This is a genomic window from Methylomonas rivi (genome assembly GCF_024505165.1).
Taxonomy (GTDB): Bacteria; Pseudomonadota; Gammaproteobacteria; order Methylococcales; family Methylomonadaceae; genus Methylomonas; species Methylomonas rivi.
The window spans coordinates 1-16,239 of the sequence record NZ_JANIBK010000087.1 but is presented as its reverse complement, the minus strand read 5'-3'; the positions used below and the strand labels follow the sequence as shown (position 1 = coordinate 16,239).

The following is a 16,239-nucleotide window of genomic DNA, read 5'->3' as shown; positions in this document are numbered from 1 at the left end:
GCGCCGGCCGGCAACCTGTTGCATGGCCGCTTGGGCCAATAGGCCCTCGCTGCTAAAGTCCGTTTCCGGTACGCAGGCGACTTGTAGTCCGGCGTTGCGCAAGGCTGCCGCCGTCGCTTGTCCGACCGCCGCAAATTTTACAGCCGGAGATTCCGCCATTTTGCCACCGAACGCCCTTAGTGCAAAATCCACCGCATTGCTGCTGGTAAAAATCAGCCAATCGCAGGCCAGGGCGTTTTCAAGCGTTGCGTCATCGACTCCGGCCGGTTGAATTTCTATGGTTGGAAAGCGTAAAGCCCGCCCATCCGCTTGCGTTATCAGCCGGCACAGCGCCTCGGCCTGGCCGGCCGGCCGCGTGACTAATACCGTCGCGCCGCGCAGGCCGGGTGTCATTGGTACAACTCTCGCAATATTTTATCCGCGCCTTGCGCCAATAAGTCATCGGCAATAGCGATACCCAAGCGTTCCGCCTCGGCCAGCGGGCGTTCCGCTTCGGCGCGATACAATACGCTGCCGTCCGGGTGGCCGACCAGTCCGCGCATGAACAGTTTCTCGGCGCGGATTTCGGCAAAACCGGCAATCGGCACCTGGCAACCGCCGTTCAAGCGGGCGTTCATGGCTCGTTCCGCGCTGACGCGTATGCTGGTGGCTTCGTCGTGCAATACCTTTAAATAATCGTGTATGCCGGTATCGTCGATGCGGCATTCGATGCCGATCGCGCCTTGGCCCATGGCCGGCAGGCTTTCTTCCGGGGTTAACCGGGCCGTGATACGTTCGCCCATTCCCAACCGTTTCAAACCGGCGGAGGCCAAAATAATGGCGTCGTACTCGCCGGCATCCAGTTTGGCCAGCCGCGTGTTGACGTTACCGCGCAGGCTCAAAATTTCCGCCCGCGGAAACTTTTCCTTAATCTGGCATTGGCGGCGCAGGCTGGAGGTGCCGATGCGGGCGTCGGCCGGCAATTCGGCCAAGCTGGCGTAACGGTTGGAAACAAAGGCGTCGGTCGGGTCTTCCCGCTCCATGATCACCGCTAAATGCAGGCCGTCCGGAAATTCCACCGGCACGTCTTTCATGGAATGAACGGCAATATCCGCCGTGCCTTCCAGCATGCCTTGCTCCAGTTCCTTGACGAATAGGCCCTTGCCGCCGACCTTGGCCAGCGGCGCATCCAATATCTTGTCGCCGCGGGTGACCATTTTCACCAGTTCGGTTTTCAAGCCGGGAAAGGCCTGTTCCAGTCTTGCCGCGACATGCTCCGCCTGCCATAGCGCGAGCGGGCTTTGCCGGGTGGCGATACGAATTGTTTTATCTGCCAAAATAGTGCCTGCCGATAGAGACGACGGATAATCCGTGATTGAACATCGTCGCGATTTATAATTATGTAATGCGCCTATTGTAATCCGATTCGAAGCGGAAATTCTTCAGAACTTAATTCTTTAAAATGTATGAGCGCCTAAACGCTTAACCTATTGCCAGCCTTTGGAGATCTTGGCTTCATTTTTCGTTAGGTCGGATGCGATTGCGGAAATCGTCAAAGGCCTTGGGCTGTCAACATTACTCGGGCGCTCGAGGCAGGAAAACTGGTAGGATTTTGCTTGACCGCGCCGTAAGGCGGGTGTTATTTTTGTGACGGAGTCGAAACTTTTTAGCGGATTAATCCCTTGAAACCGGGAGGGGAAATATGAAGATGGTCGCCGAAAGGACTTCAGTAATCCTGTGGTCGCGTTATTTGCGCCGAATACTTACCTTATCGTGTTTGGCAATACCTGTCGTTTTATTTTCCAACAACGCTCGGGCCTTGGAATTCAGCGCCGGAGCGTTAAATTTTTCCACACAGACGCCGCAAAGTATCTGGAGCGACGGCGATGCATTTTTGTTCAATTACAACAAATTCATAGGTATCGACACCGGCTCGCGAAGTTTGACGGTTAACCCCGGTCAATTTTCCCGCAGCGGTTATAGCGTCGATCCTTATTTTTTGTTTTCAACCGATTTACGCACGGGCATCAACGTTGGTGCAAAGGTCGACGGCGGCTCGGTTAATGCCGCGCTAAACTATAGCGCCAGCTTTTCAGCCCCGGATACGATCGTTAAAGGGCAGCAGTTTAACCTGCTCGGCAACGCCAATCTGTTGGGTTCTTCTACGTTCAATACCCAAAGCCCGAATGCCTCGGCCTGGATAGACGGCGTGCTGGATTATTATGCCGGCGCTTACGCCCGCTTCGATGTAGTTCAGCCCAGCATACTGGCGGACCACGATTACCGCATGGGCAACAAAGGCTATACGGACAATAACACCACGAATGCCCCTTATAAAACCCTGGTCAATATCGATTACACGCCGGAAATTGCGTCATTCAATCGCAATAATTCGGGGATTTTCCGGGTTTTGGGTATCGATCGGGGGCTGGAGTACAGTGTGGGCGCCACGACTATCGGCATAGGGCCGGATTGGAGCGTCAACGCCAACGGCGTGGTAAGCGGCGGTTCGTTGCACGGTTCCGATACCGGCACGTTATTGACGGCCGAAATGGACGTGGATCAGCTGATATTGGCGGGAAATCCGGCATTAGGCACGGGCGTGGGTTTCGATTGGGGAATTGTCGATTTCGAGATGGGCTATGAATTGATCGACATCACCGCCGGTTTGCAAATGGGCCTACAGCAAGACTTTTCTCTGCAGTCGAATTTGATGGTGGATTTGATTTTTTCCGACTGGGTTGAGTTGGAAGGCATCGGTCAAACCCAATCGTTTTCCGGTTTACTGAACGATCTGCCGGCCATTACCTTATTATCCGACTTGGTCGAAGTCACGCCTACCTACTGGGTCGACGCTACATTTGCCAACGATTCGAAATTGGTTTTCGATGCAATATTCGGCGTGGATATGTTGGATTTTTACATTAGCGCCAATTACGATTTCGGGTTCGCCTCCGGCGGCTACGACAGGCCGAGCAATCCGGCGTATTCGAACGACCAAACGCTGCCGCTATTCGATATCGGTATTTTCAACAATCGATTCGCCTTGAACGGGTTTGAGAAAGTTCAGGGTAGCGCGTTCACGCTGGCTGCTGCGCCGCTACCATCGGCGTTTTGGATGATGCTTGGCGGCTGCGCGGCAATGGCCGGTGTATCAAAGCGTAGGCGGGTTTCATAGGCTTGCTGCAACAATCCCGGTTTCGCCAATGGGGCCGGGATGCCGTTCGGCGCTATCTAGCGAATTTCAAACTCCGCGAAGGCTTCATGTCCGCCGTGATCGTTGACGATCACGGCGCTCACTTTGGCCAATAACGGGCCTTTATGGCACCATGCCACCAGCTGTTGCAGCGCCGCATGTTCGCCGCGGGCGACAATTTCCACATCGCCGTTGCTCAGATTACGGACATAGCCGTTTACATTGAGTTTAACCGCCTGCTTTTGGGTATAGGCGCGAAAATACACGCCCTGTACCCGGCCCTTGACGATGATATGCAAACATTCGCTCATCGGCTGATTCTCCAACAATAATGAATTTTCTGGTCGCGGGCGAAATCCTCGGGGATAGTCGATGCGCTAATATCCTCGATATGCAGGTCCGCCAACGCTGCGGTATCCATTTTAAAACGGCGAAAATTGGTGGAAAAGTACAATGCGCCGCCGGGCGCCAGTAAAGCGGCGGTATTTTTTAATAATGGCACGTGGTCGTTTTGCACATCGAAGGCGTCGTCCATTTTCTTGGAGTTGGAAAAGGTCGGCGGATCCAGAAAAATCAAATCGAACTGCGCGGCCGGTTTGGCGGCGGCCTGCTCGGCCAGCCAGGTCAGGCAATTGGCGCGCAGTAGTTTGTGGTCGCCGCGGATGCCGTTTAAGTCGAAATTGCGTTTGGCCCAGTCCAGGTAAGTATTGGACATGTCCACCGTGACGCTGGAAACGGCGCCGCCTAAGGCCGCATGCACGCTGGCGCTGCCGGTATAGGCAAACAGATTCAGAAACCGCTTGCCCTTGGCTTGCTGCTGAATCAGCATGCGTATCGGCCGGTGATCCAAGAAAAGACCGGTATCCAGATAATCCTCAAAATTCACCCAGAATTTGCAACCGCCTTCTTCAACCACATGAAAGCGGCCGGAATCGCCCTGTTTTTCGTATTGATCGGTATTTTTCTGCTTGCGGCGGATTTTTAAGAACACCTGTTGTTTGGGAATGCCCAGCACTTTGGGTATTTCCACCATCGCCCCGGCCAGCCGTTGGTTGGCTTTGGCGGGATCGATGGTTTTCGGCGATTCGTATTCCTGCACGTTGACCCAGGTTTGCTCGCCCTGATAGACATCCACCGCTACCGCGTATTCCGGTAAATCGGCGTCGTACAAACGGTAGCAATGAATTTGATTTTGCTTGGCCCATTTCGCTAATTTTTTCAGATTCTTGCGTAGCCGGTTGCCGAACATTTCAGCCTGGTTGTCCGGCTGTTCCCTTTCGGTACGGCGGCCGATTTGTTCTATCCGCTCCTGCTGGGATTTGGCTTTCGGCTCGAAAAAGCTTTTTTCCTCGATATTGAAGCGCAGCAATTTACACTCCAGCGCACCGTTAAACAGGGTGATGGGTTTTTGCGAACGCAGGCCCAGCCTGAAGCCCAGCTCCGGGTTGCTGATAATCATCGCCGCCTGCCAGCCGCCGAAGCGGCTTTTCAGCACTTCGCCGAAGCGCCGGTACAGCTCGGCCGTTTCGGCCTCTTCGCCCAACCGCTCGCCGTACGGGGGGTTGCAGGCGATCAAACCTTTGGGCCAGCTTTCCGCGGCCGAGGCATCGTCGATGTCGCGTTTTTCGATATGAATTTTGCCTTGCAAACCGGCGTTTTCCACGTGTTGCAAGGCGGTCGCCACGGTGCGCCGGTCCTGATCGAAACCGACAATCACCGGCATTTTATTCAGGCCCGCATCGCGGCGCTGATTGGCATCGTCCAACAGGCTTTGCCACAGCTCGGCGTCGTGCTTTTTCCAGCCCAAAAAGCCATAGTAACCCCGCAGCAAACCGGGCGCATAATCGGCGGCGATCATGGCGCCTTCCAATAGCATGGTGCCGGAGCCGCACATCGGGTCCAATAACGAGCCGCCGGCCGCGGCGATTTTCGGCCAGCCTGCCCGCAATAAAATGGCGGCGGCCAGATTTTCCTTGATCGGCGCGGCAATGCTGACATCCCGGTAGCCGCGCTTGTGCAGACTCTCGCCGGACAAATCCAGGCTCAGCTGGGCGGTCTCGTTATGCAGATAGACATTGACGCGAATACTGGGCCGTTCGGTGTCGATATTCGGGCGTTTTTCAAATTTGGCCCGCATCTGGTCGACGATGGCGTCCTTGACTTTCAGTGCGCCGAAGTGGGTGTTGTTGATGGCCGGATTATTTTTGCTGCTGAACGACACTGCCAGGCTGTCGTCCGGTTTCATGTGTTCGAACCAGTTGATACGTTTGACGCCGTCGTATAAATCCTGTTGCGATTTAACCTCGAAGCTGCCCAGCAACAGCAAAATCCGGTTGGCGGTGCGCGACCACAAACAGGCTTTATAAGCCATGGCCAAATCGCCTTGAAACGCCACGCCGGCCATTTTTTGCTGCACCTGCTGCCCGCCCAGGGCTTCGATTTCGGCGGCGAGTATCCCTTCCATGGCTTTAGGGGTGGTGGCGAACAGTTGATATTGGCTCATGAGGTCGACTGAAAATTAAGCAGTCGATAAGGATAACAACATCAAGCGGCTTGCGCGGAAATTTTGTGATTTGGCGCGCAAGCCCCGGCTACTGGATGATGGCGACATTAAAGGCGAGCGTGCACTTAGCTCATATCCGTGCCGTTACCCCACTTGGCATGCAATTTTTCGTAATCGGCCACGGTGGTAACCAGCACCAGTTCGTCGGCCGGTTCGATTTTAGTGTCGTGATCCAGGGGCAAAAACTGGTTGTCCCGGTAGCAGAATATGATTCGGGTATGTTTGGGTAAATCCAGGTCGCTGACGGGTCCTGCTTCGTTTTCCGTGGCGATAAAACTGAACAATTTTACATTGCCGCGAAAAACGGCGGACAACTCCAAAACATCTCGGCCTGCGGCGATATTGGCCAGATAGCGGGCGTGGGTCAAGGTGGGGATGATGGTATCGGTTAAACCCAACCCGACGCAGATATGCTCGAATTCGGGGTCTTCGACTCGGGTAATCACCCGTTTAACGCCCAGGGAGCGCGCCACCAGGCTGGCAATAATGTTGGCTTCGTCGCTTTTGGTTAGGCAAAACAGTACATCGATGGTGGCGGGGTCGGTTTCCTTCAGAATTGCCGGCTTACTGCCGTTGCCGTGCAAAAACACGCAGTCGATTCGCGGCATCAGTTTATCGATGACGGTTTTGTCATTTTCTATGATGATGACTTCGTGTCCGGCCCGCAATAATTGTTGCGCCGTGGCGATGGCCAGCGACGAGGCGCCGATAAAGACGATTTTCAAGTTTTACTCCCTATTTTGATCCAGGTGCGCGGATACAAGAATACCAGCATGGCTAAAAACTCTACCCGCCCCAACAGCATGTCGATAATCAAGACCGCTTTTAGAGCGGGTTCCAGCGCGGTACGGGTGATGCCGGACGACAAGCCGGTGGTCGAACAGGCGGATACCACTTCCAGCAGGGCGTCCAGCGGGTCGTAGCCCATCACTAAAAAAGCGAACCAGGACAGCAGCACCGTACCCATAAAAATCATGATCAGCATCAATACCCGCTCGATCTCGTCCGCTTCCAACTTGCTTCCGCATAGTCGGCGTTCCAGCACCGCATGCGCCGGCAGGGCAGTGCGGACAATGAACAGTTGAATCAAACGCAATACGATCAAAAATCGCAGAATTTTGATGCCGCCGGCAGTGGAGCCCATGGAACCGCCTATTACCATGGACGTTATCAAGGTCAATTTGGCGCCGGCATTCATGGGGGCAATGTCGGCGTTGGCAAAGCCGGTGGTGGTTTGGGCCGAAATCCCCATCACCATGGCTTGTTTCAAACTAGACCAGACATTGCCGACATCGGCATTGATGCACAGAAACAGCACGCCAACCACACATAAACTGACGACCGGTAGCGCCAGCGCTTCGGAGTCGGCGGCCAGTTCGCGAATCCCGCGTTTGAATACATGGTAGTACAGCGGCAGCGCCACCGCGCCCAATAAGCCAATGGCAGACACTAATACCTGCAGCCATGGGTTATCGATAGCGGCCAGGCTGTTATCGTAAATGGAAAAGCCGCCGGTGGATATGCCGCTCAAGGCATGGGTGACGGCGCTTAACGGGCCGAGTCCGGCCAGCCACAGGGCCGCAATCGAAATGGCGGTCAAGGTAGCGTATATATACAGCAGTTTCAGCGCATGGCCGCGGGCGTTACCCAGTATATCCCGGCTGTCGGTAATATCGCCCATGGCCAGCCGGCGCGCCGCCATGCCGCGGTCCAGAAACAATAGGGCAATGGAAAAAGCCACGACCCCCAAGCCGCCGTACCATTGCATCCAGGCCCGGCTAAACAACAGTGCGGCGGAATAGTGTTGCAGGCCGGTCAAGGTGCTCAAGCCGGTGGTGGTGACGCCGGATACCGTCTCGAACAGGGCGTCGATACCCGCCAGCCCTCCGCCGACAAATGGCAGCGCTTCCAGCAGGGCCGTCAAGGCAAAGGACAGGCTGGTGATCACCATCACTTCATTGTCTCGGATGCCTTCCGGCACCCAAATCCGCGTCACCGGCAGGCAAATCAGCAGCAACCCCGCGGAAACCAAAACCTGGCCCGCCATGAAATGCCAGTCGCCGCAGGCCCAGGACAGCAATATAGGCGGCAGCCGCAACACGGCCACCACCAAGCCGATGCTGGCCAGATAACGCGCCAAAACCCGGTAACGCACCGGTTGGGCCAAAGCTCTGGAAACATCGGAAGAACTCATGCGGGTGGTTTGTCACTGAGTGATAAATGGCGGGTAATGTAGCATTAATTTTTTGCCGCGGCCTTTAGGATAACAAGCAGCAATGCGGTATGGGTAGAGAAAACCGGCCCGAACGGCGTTGCGAATTTTACCCGCATTAGTTTATTGGTGTTGTAGCGTCCAATCAAACGAAGTGCGGCTAGGCCCCTGATGCAGACAAAGCTAAGTTGATGCGGTTGGCGGAGCTTGTTGCCTAGAGTGTTGTAATCAGTGATCATATATCACACTTGTCAATGATAACCGGGTTTAACAGCCAGATTGTGTCCCGGTCTGCGGTTACCAAAGCAATAATGGTTTCGGCAGCGAGTCGGAGAAATTTATCTTTCAATGCATATAGATTTAGGTGGAGGTTAGTGATGGCCGACGAAGTGGTTTGGTCAAGCGGTAAGCTGGTGCACAAGAACGTTACGGATAAGGTGGTTAGCGGGATCGAAAAAGGAACGCTTAAAGAAGTGCATGCCATTGTCGTACATCAAACCGGCGCAGCGACGGCCGGTTCGTCTTTCAGCAGTTACAATGCGGGCAACAACGGGGCGCATTTTTTGATCGACAAGGACGGTACGATTTACCAAACTGCGCGAATAGATCAAAAATGTTGGCATGTTGGCAACATTCGCTCCCGTTGCCAGGAAATGAAAACCTGCACGCCTGACGAATTAAAAGAACTGAATGCGCTGCTTTTTAAAAAAGGAGAGTCATACAGCGCCCGCATTCGCAATGTAAGTCAGCGAGAAACCGCCAAAAGCTATCCTGAGCGTTATCCGACCAACGAAGATTCCATAGGGATAGAAATTGTCGGGGCATTCGACGCGAAAGCGCAAAAGTACGACAGCGTGAATAAGGAGCAAAATAATTCGCTTAGCTGGCTGGTTGAAGTATTGGAAGCCAAGTTTTCGCTAGCGGATGACGACGTATATGCGCACGGTAAAATCGGCTATAAACAGCCGAGTGAAGGCAGTAGCGCGGAATGGAAAAAACCATGACTACGCGGCGTTTTTCGAAACATATGGTTGCCGCTGCGTTAATCAGCGCCGCGGGATGCGGGCAACAGGCAATAACTACTGATTCGGTGCAATTAGCCGATTATCAAATATTGGCCAACGGCCAGGAAGAAGGCGGCGAATTCTGTAAAGATTTCAACCTGACGCCGGAACAGGCGGAATGGTTTTTTGCCCGCGCGAAATTAATGGAAGCTCAGCAGCTATATCAGCGCTTCGACCACCTGCCTTGTTGGGTGCGGGGGACGGCCCGGTCAAGCGCTGGCATATGGCTATGGGAGATTCGGGCGGGCGGAACCGCGCGCATCGTTTCTCCGGATGGAGAAGCCGAATTACTCGGTTGCGACCAGTGCGATGCCGTGTTGTCTGGGGTTGGGCTGTCAGCGCAGTGATAGTAATGGCAGTTTGAAAATTTCGATACAAATTTCCGCTTGCTACCAATTTGTTCGGCAAACTCGGCCAAAATCAGAACGCCATATTGCCGGGATGTTGGCAGCAGCGGACTCATTAGCCGTCAGTGCTCGATTGCAAAACTTTTCCCTGTGATGTTGCGCAGCATGCAGGCTAGCCGGCGTGGGATTCCAGCGGACGCTGAATACAAATGCCAGCTCTAAACTGCGAAGCGAGTATTGATAAGTGGAACCCATGCTAGAATCACTACAAACCTAAAAAGGGCCACTCTTTTTAGAATATACGTTTGCCGGTTTACCTAGCCTAACCGGCCTAAACAACGAGACTACGCGTCTAAAATCGCATTAGAGGCAGCAGCATGATGACACTAGATATCGACGACGACACCGCGAGCCTGCTCCGCCAATTATCCGAGCAAGAACACGTCAGCCCCGCGCAACTGATCAAACATCTACTCAGCGATTATCTCGAAGACTTGGCAGATGTGGCCGCCGCCGATACGGCGTTAGCAGAATTATTGAGCGGCAAGGACGATACGATCAGCTTGGCGGAATGGGAGCAACAACTCAATGCCATGGAGCATTAGGCTTAAAACTGGCGCCGCCAAAGCCATCAACAAGCTGGACAAACCTGTACGCGACAGAATCAAAGCCTTTCTCGCTCAGTTAGCCGAGCAAGACAATCCGCGCATTAACGGCAAAGCCTTGCAAGGCAAATTGTCCGCATACTGGCGATATCGGGTCGGCGATTACCGATTGATTTGCCAGATTCAAGACGACGAATTAATCGTTTTGGTCGTCGAATTGGGGCATCGAAAAGACATTTATCGGGACAAGCATTAATTGCCAATAATCTAACCCCAATACCTTACTTCGAATCCATTTTCAACTATGTTCAGTTTACGCAGCTCTCTTGTTAAAATTTCCGCATGACTTTCGATTATCTACCCTCAGAATCAATCAACGGCGCATCCGACTGGAGCATACAGAATTCCAGGGCGTTCAGCGATGCCGAAATTGAATTGGCAATCTCAAAATTTCCAAAAACAAGATATTACGGTAGTAAACGCCGGTTGTTGAGCTGGATATATCATGCAGTTAAGGATTTACCTTTCGACACGGTATTGGATGGTTTTGGCGGAACGGCAAGCGTTTCGCTGTTGTTTAAAGCGATGGGCAAGAAGGTTTATTATCATGACGCTCTGCTAAGCAACACTATTTCGGCACACGCTTTATTGGCCGACGAATTCCCTTTTTCCGACATTAACGACGCTTATCAATTTATAGAAAGTATAAAACCTGAAAATGGATTTATTGCAGAAACATTCGCCAATATGTATTACACAGACGAAGAAAACCGATGGTTGGATGGTGCAGCGAAAGCAATTCATGCCATAGAAAATCCACTTCAGCGTAGTGCTTACTTCTATTGTCTATTTCAAGCTTGTCTAAAGAAGCGGCCATTTAATCTTTTTCATCGAGCCAATTTAAACTTGAGATTAAACAAAGACGTTAAGCGCTCATTTGGGAATTTTTCAACTTGGGAACGTAGTTTTGTTGACCTAATGAAGCAGCACTTATGTGAGCTATCAAAAATCATTATAAATCGAAATAATATTACCACAGTTTTACCGCCTAGTGACGTGTCAGAATTGACTTCGAAGTTCGATTTAATTTATATAGATCCTCCTTATATTCCATCATCAAAAACTACTGATGACTATTTAAAGAAGTATCATTTTTTAGAAGGATTATCTGAATATAATAACTGGAAAGAAAAATTAGACCAAGAATCCATTATTAAAAGTCACACTTCGATTAAATGTATTAAAGAATGGAACGAAAAATCCCGCTTTAAAGAACGGCTATTCGATTTAATAAACACACATAAAAGCGCTGTAGTCGTTCTGTCTTACCTAGAAAACTCCTATCCACAAGCAGATGAAATTACCGACTATTTTAAATGTAATTTTTCACGCACAAAAGTAATTAAAAAAGATTTTTGCCACGCATTGGCAAAAGAAAACAAAACAGAATTAATATTTATTGGGAGCAACAAATGGATGAACTTTTAAAAGGTCAAACTAAGATAAAAAACTCGCTTATTGTATTTTCTGTTTTAGGCGCAATTATTGTAATTCTTTTTGCAGTATATTTATATGTTGCAAATGAAAAGCTACTTGCAGTTATATCTGGCTTGTTAGCCGGCTTCATTGTTGCCTTATTTCAAACCTTATTATCATTGAAAGCACTGCAAAAGCTAGATAAATATGACAATTACAAAATAATAGAAATTTTACCCAGACGAAATAACAGAAGTTATTACAAATCATTGCTTTCGAACTCAAGAAAAAAAATATGCGTACTTGGAGTAACCGCCCAAAGATTTTTGCATCATTTTGCCAACGAAGAGGACTCCGAAGAAGGCGCAAATGTATTGTTATTAGCATTGTGCAAGGGAGTCGAAGTCAAAATACTTGTAACCGATCCGAAACGTTTGGCTGGAAATGATAAGCGCAAAGCTGAGATAGCAGAATCTCAACTAAAAGAATTATCAGAAAAATTTAAGGGAAAATTCAAGTATGCATATTATGATCATGAGCCAACGCATAGTATTGTTATCGTTGATAGAGAAAGTATTGTCGGCCCGATGTTTCCGGGACTAAGTAGCGAGCACACACCTGCAATACATTTGTTAAACAATAGCGAAATTGCAGAAAATTATATAACTTATTTTAATAACGAATGGAAATCATGGTGGAAACAGGAAAACGACATTGCACGGAGTTAAAAATTATAAGCAAACCCAGAATCCATTTAACACTCCTTTCGATGCATGAAAACATTTTTCGCATTAATGGTGGCATGGGTTATTCAGTGGATAGTCCCAATTGCGAAATAAGTTTTTCAAAATCGAAGAATTTCTTTATTTACGATAATAGAAAATTTCCATCCAGCGCCAAAGAAACTGATCAGTTGCTGACTTTTCTTCGATCTAAACAAATCAGTTATGGTTTTGAGGGATCGTTGGAAGTCTCCATCTCAGGCAACATGCGTCCCCATGCCGGCTTCGGTTCCGGCACCGCCGTAACCCTCGCTTGCTTGGAAGCTTTGCATATTCTCAACGGCTCCGAAATATCGCCAGCCGAACTGGTGGCTGCATCCGGACGAGGCGGCACGTCGGGCGTCGGCATCCATAGCTACTTTTCTGGCGGTTATGTGTTCGACCTGGGCCGCAAGGTCGATGGCAGTCCGTTCTCGCCGTCGCATCTGAACGGCAGCAAACCCGCACCGTTATTGCTCGACCAAGGCCCGATGCCGGATTGGGAATTCGGCATCTGCATGCCGGCGGCGATTGCGCATAAAACCCAAGCCGAGGAACGCGACTTTTTCCGGCGTACTTGCCCGTTACCGGCCGACAAAGTTTACGAAACGGTTTACCACACGCTGTTCGGCTTATACGCCGCATTGCGCGAAGCTGACCGTTCGGCGTTCTGTGCTGCCTTGAAATCCGTGCAAAACTGCGCCTGGAAACTGGCGGAACGCCGGGAATACGGTAAAGCTTTATTGGAACTCGAACAGGCCATCTATGCCGCCGGTGCCGATGCGGTCGGTATGTCCAGCCTGGGACCGAGTTTATTTTTTCTGGCCGACGATGTGAACAGCGTCGTTGCCGCAATGCGCCAGTCGCGGCCGGATTGCGATTGGCTGGTCACGCGTCCGGACAATCTAGGCCGGGAAATCGTTTATGGTTGAAATCGTTTTTTTCACTTCCAGCCCGATCAAACTGGCGCACGCCCGTTATCTATGCCGCGATTACGCCGTGCGCATCGTCGGATTTCGCGAGAAGACTTTCGGCGCCAATTACGAAGAGCCGCGCATCTACGACCGCGCGGAATTGATCGAGCGCAGTTATCAAGACGCCTTGCAACGCTGGAAACGTTTCGTCTCTGAGAACGAGCAGAAACTGTTTTTTCTCGAGGACACTTCAGTCATCATTGAGGCATTGAGCAAAGAGCGGGAAATGCCCGGCTTGGACGTCAAATACTGGATGAAGGAAACCCAATTTGCCCAGCTGGACGAAGCCTTACGGAATATCGGTAACGACCGGCGTTGCCGGGTGCGTTCCGATTTGGTTTTGCATTTGCCGCCGGAATTGCGGTCGAAACATTCGAACGATAGCTACCGGATATTTACCAGTTTCAGTTTTGGCAACGTTGTCGACCATGAACGCGATTTTGAAACCAATCTGCTTTATCCGTGGCTGGATAACAAAACGTTCAACAAATGGTTCGTGCCGGAGAACTGCCAAGACCCGATCAGTTTGTTGCCTATCGAGGAAGCCGATAAGCACGATTTTCGCGCTGGCGCCTTCCGGGAAATGCTCGGTTCTTTGGAAAGCTGGGGCGAAATCCAAAAACGCCATACGGCACCTAAACAATACCAGCTAGAGGCCGCAGCACCGTTATTCGTCATTTGCGGCCCTTCTTGCGCGGGCAAGACCAGGTTGGCCGAGTATTTGGCCGATAGCTACGGTTATTACCACATCGAAGCCAGCGATTTCATGTACCGCAGCTATTACCAGCGCCACGGCGTTAGTTCGACGGTGCCTATCGGCGATTTTGCCGAGCAAGCCTTGAAAGATCAGCCTGAAATCGTCGCCGAACAAGTATTGGAAGATATCAAATCCAGTCAGCCGCTAGCTGCCGTGGTTACCGGCTTCCGCTCGCCAGAGGAATTGACCTGGCTTCAAGAACACTATGCCGGCCACCAACCAATTGTGCCGGTATATATCGACGCTCAGCCTTCGATTCGGTTTGAACGTTCGTTGCTTCGGGGGCGTGAGGCATCACCAGAGACTAGAGAACGCTTCGATAAGCGGGATTTGCAACAGTTGGCGATGGGGCTTGACGATTTAGCCCAGATTTTGCAGTCGAACTTGTTTAAAAATGAAGGCAGCAAAGAACAATTCTTCAATGCATTTGCGGATCGGCATCTTCAGGATTGGCCGTATCCGAAAGACAATCCAATGCATCCATTGAACGCTGGGGAACTCGAAAAACTGATTCTGAAAGCATTATTGGCGGAATACCCTAGCCGGTCTTATTTCACAACCACCGAAATCGCCCACCTGATAAACCGCGACCAACCCATAGATCGGCAGCGCAGCAAAAACAACGTTAGCCGTTATTTCAACCAACGTCTTTATCCGTATTACGAAATAAAACTAATCGACGGCAAACGCAAATACCGCTTGTCCAATACGGGGATCGGGAAGGCGAAATTGTTGTGACGACTTAAGCCGCTCGACTAGCGAAGCGTAATCATAGAAATGCAGATATCGAAACGTAAGGTTGCCAAGCTTTTATTCCCGTTAGGGTAAATCGCAGCTAGATATTAAAGGGCAGCTTATTTATTTTTCCGGTTGTTATAAATAAATTGCTTAAACAGTTAATGCCTTTCAAAAGCCTTGCTTCGCCAATAACCACGGATTGCCGCCTATGGCTGTCAAATTGCTGGTGACCGTTTGTTCCACCGCAAAACGCAATAAATAATGCGGGCCGCCGGCTTTCGGGCCGGTGCCGGATAGGCCCATGCCGCCGAAGGGTTGTACACCGACTACCGCGCCTATCATATTGCGGTTGCAATACACGTTACCGACCCGGGCCTGTTGCCGCACGGTTTGCAGGGTGGCTTTGATACGGCTGTGCACGCCCAATGTCAGGCCGTAACCGGTGGCATTGATAGCTTCGATCACGCCGGACAAGTCCGAACCCGAATAGCGTACGACATGCAAAATCGGGCCGAATACTTCCTGTTCCAGTTGCGACAGGCTGGCGATTTCGGCCAGGGTGGGCGGAAAATAGTGACCTTTCTCCAGCCCGACCGGAAGGGGCAATTGATACAGACGTTTGGCGTTGTTTTTTAAATACGCGACGTGCGCGGCTAATTTGTCCAAGGCCGCCTGATCGATTACCGGACCGATATCTGTACTTAAATCCAGCGGCGAACCCAGTCTTAGCCACTGCATGGCGCCGATTAAGCGTTCGATAACGGCGTCGGCGGTTTCCTCCGGTAAAAACAGCACCCGGCAGGCCGAGCAACGCTGGCCGGCGCTGTTGAAAGCCGATTTCAGGACATCGCTAACCAATTGTTCGACGTGCGCGGAACTATCGGCCAGCATGACGTTTTGGCCGCCGGTTTCGGCGATCAGCGCCGCAATGGCGCCGTCTCGTTGCGCAAGTTGCAGGTTGATGGCGCGCGCGGTGGCGCCTGAGCCGGTAAAGGCCACGCCGGCCACCCGCTTGTCGCTGAGCAATTGCCCGCCGATTTTCGCGCCTTCGCCCGGCAAAAAGTGCAGCACATCGCTTGGCACGCCGGCCCGATGCAACAGCCGCACGCAGGCCATGCCGGTTAAGGAGGTTTGCAAGGCCGGCTTGGCGATGACCGTATTGCCCGCCGCCAGCGCGGCGGCGATTTGGCCGATAAAAATGGCTATCGGAAAATTCCACGGGCTGATGCAGACGAATACACCGCGGCCGTATTGCCATAAGCAATTTTCCTCGCCGGTGGGGCCGGGTAATTGTTGTGCTTGGCCGAACAATTCGATTGCGCCGGCGGCGTAATAGCGGCATAAATCCACTGCCTCGCGAATTTCAGCCAGGGCGTCGCTGACGGTGCGGCCGCCTTCACGCACGCAAAGCGCGGCCAATTCCAGGCGTTGTTGCTCCAGCAGTTCGGCGGCTTGCATTAAATAATTCGCCCGAGTCTGCACCGGGCAGAGCCGCCAACCGGCAAAAGCCTGCGTGGCTCGTTGCAGCGCCAGTTCGATTGCCTGGGGCGGGCTGCAAGCGGCTTGG

At 51.7% G+C, this 16,239-nt stretch carries 16 protein-coding genes; 9 read left to right on the top strand and 7 right to left on the bottom strand.

Features of this window, described 5'->3' with window-relative positions; genetic code table 11:
- Both NP596_RS14440 and hemC read right to left on the bottom strand, forming a co-directional pair.
- Window positions 1-393, bottom strand: a 393-nt coding sequence (locus NP596_RS14440) for a uroporphyrinogen-III synthase (protein WP_256616090.1), incomplete at its 3' end; no start/stop codon positions are given.
- Window positions 390-1,316: a hydroxymethylbilane synthase gene (hemC, locus tag NP596_RS14435; RefSeq protein WP_256616089.1), complete on the bottom strand. Its 927-nt coding sequence runs from the start codon at window positions 1,314-1,316 to the stop codon at window positions 390-392. The genes NP596_RS14440 and hemC, both read right to left, overlap by 4 nt.
- A gap of 365 nt (window positions 1,317-1,681) precedes the next feature.
- Between hemC and NP596_RS14430 the strand changes: the two genes are divergently transcribed.
- Window positions 1,682-3,157 carry a VPLPA-CTERM sorting domain-containing protein gene (locus NP596_RS14430; protein WP_256616088.1) on the top strand — a complete coding sequence of 492 codons (1,476 nt, stop codon included), beginning with the start codon at window positions 1,682-1,684 and terminating at the stop codon, window positions 3,155-3,157.
- Between the two features lie 56 nt (window positions 3,158-3,213).
- Here NP596_RS14430 and NP596_RS14425 read toward each other — a convergent pair whose 3' ends face one another.
- The 4 genes from NP596_RS14425 to NP596_RS14410 form a co-directional block, all read right to left on the bottom strand.
- Complete coding sequence (locus tag NP596_RS14425) at window positions 3,214-3,486, bottom strand: acylphosphatase (protein ID WP_256616087.1); 273 nt, start codon at window positions 3,484-3,486, stop codon at window positions 3,214-3,216.
- Window positions 3,483-5,678 (bottom strand): bifunctional 23S rRNA (guanine(2069)-N(7))-methyltransferase RlmK/23S rRNA (guanine(2445)-N(2))-methyltransferase RlmL, encoded by a 2,196-nt coding sequence (gene rlmKL, locus NP596_RS14420; RefSeq protein ID WP_256616086.1) that lies wholly within the window; start codon window positions 5,676-5,678, stop codon window positions 3,483-3,485. The genes NP596_RS14425 and rlmKL overlap by 4 nt, the downstream gene beginning before the upstream one ends.
- Before the next feature lie 125 nt (window positions 5,679-5,803).
- Window positions 5,804-6,463 (bottom strand): potassium channel family protein, encoded by a 660-nt coding sequence (locus NP596_RS14415; protein WP_256616085.1) that lies wholly within the window; start codon window positions 6,461-6,463, stop codon window positions 5,804-5,806.
- Window positions 6,460-7,932 carry a TrkH family potassium uptake protein gene (locus tag NP596_RS14410; protein WP_256616084.1) on the bottom strand — a complete coding sequence of 491 codons (1,473 nt, stop codon included), beginning with the start codon at window positions 7,930-7,932 and terminating at the stop codon, window positions 6,460-6,462. The genes NP596_RS14415 and NP596_RS14410 overlap by 4 nt, the downstream gene beginning before the upstream one ends.
- A 395-nt stretch (window positions 7,933-8,327) precedes the next feature.
- Here NP596_RS14410 and NP596_RS14405 point away from each other — a divergent pair, with 395 nt between their 5' ends.
- From NP596_RS14405 to NP596_RS14370, 8 genes are all read left to right on the top strand, one after another.
- Complete coding sequence (locus tag NP596_RS14405; RefSeq protein WP_256616083.1) at window positions 8,328-8,954, top strand: peptidoglycan recognition protein family protein; 627 nt, start codon at window positions 8,328-8,330, stop codon at window positions 8,952-8,954.
- On the top strand, window positions 8,951-9,361 hold the full coding sequence (locus NP596_RS14400) for a hypothetical protein (RefSeq protein WP_256616082.1): 411 nt from the start codon (window positions 8,951-8,953) through the stop codon (window positions 9,359-9,361). The genes NP596_RS14405 and NP596_RS14400 overlap by 4 nt, the downstream gene beginning before the upstream one ends.
- Before the next feature lie 377 nt (window positions 9,362-9,738).
- Complete coding sequence (locus tag NP596_RS14395; protein WP_256616081.1) at window positions 9,739-9,966, top strand: DUF6290 family protein; 228 nt, start codon at window positions 9,739-9,741, stop codon at window positions 9,964-9,966.
- Window positions 9,950-10,222: a type II toxin-antitoxin system RelE family toxin gene (locus tag NP596_RS14390; RefSeq protein WP_256616080.1), complete on the top strand. Its 273-nt coding sequence runs from the start codon at window positions 9,950-9,952 to the stop codon at window positions 10,220-10,222. Before NP596_RS14395 ends, NP596_RS14390 begins: the two co-directional genes overlap by 17 nt.
- A gap of 86 nt (window positions 10,223-10,308) precedes the next feature.
- Entirely contained in the window at window positions 10,309-11,454 is a 1,146-nt protein-coding gene (locus NP596_RS14385; RefSeq protein WP_256616079.1) for a DNA adenine methylase, read from the top strand.
- The gene (locus tag NP596_RS14380) at window positions 11,439-12,170 is read left to right on the top strand and encodes a hypothetical protein (protein WP_256616078.1); all 732 of its coding nucleotides are present in this window, start codon (window positions 11,439-11,441) and stop codon (window positions 12,168-12,170) included. Before NP596_RS14385 ends, NP596_RS14380 begins: the two co-directional genes overlap by 16 nt.
- A complete protein-coding gene (locus NP596_RS14375) occupies window positions 12,125-13,135 on the top strand; it encodes a beta-ribofuranosylaminobenzene 5'-phosphate synthase family protein (RefSeq protein ID WP_371927956.1) in 1,011 nt (336 codons plus the stop codon). Before NP596_RS14380 ends, NP596_RS14375 begins: the two co-directional genes overlap by 46 nt.
- Entirely contained in the window at window positions 13,128-14,672 is a 1,545-nt protein-coding gene (locus tag NP596_RS14370) for a non-canonical purine NTP pyrophosphatase (protein WP_256616077.1), read from the top strand. The genes NP596_RS14375 and NP596_RS14370 overlap by 8 nt, the downstream gene beginning before the upstream one ends.
- A 168-nt stretch (window positions 14,673-14,840) precedes the next feature.
- Here the strand turns inward: NP596_RS14370 and NP596_RS14365 are convergent.
- Window positions 14,841-16,239 (bottom strand): L-glutamate gamma-semialdehyde dehydrogenase (locus NP596_RS14365; RefSeq protein WP_256616076.1); only part of this gene is annotated, 1,399 nt, incomplete at its 5' end.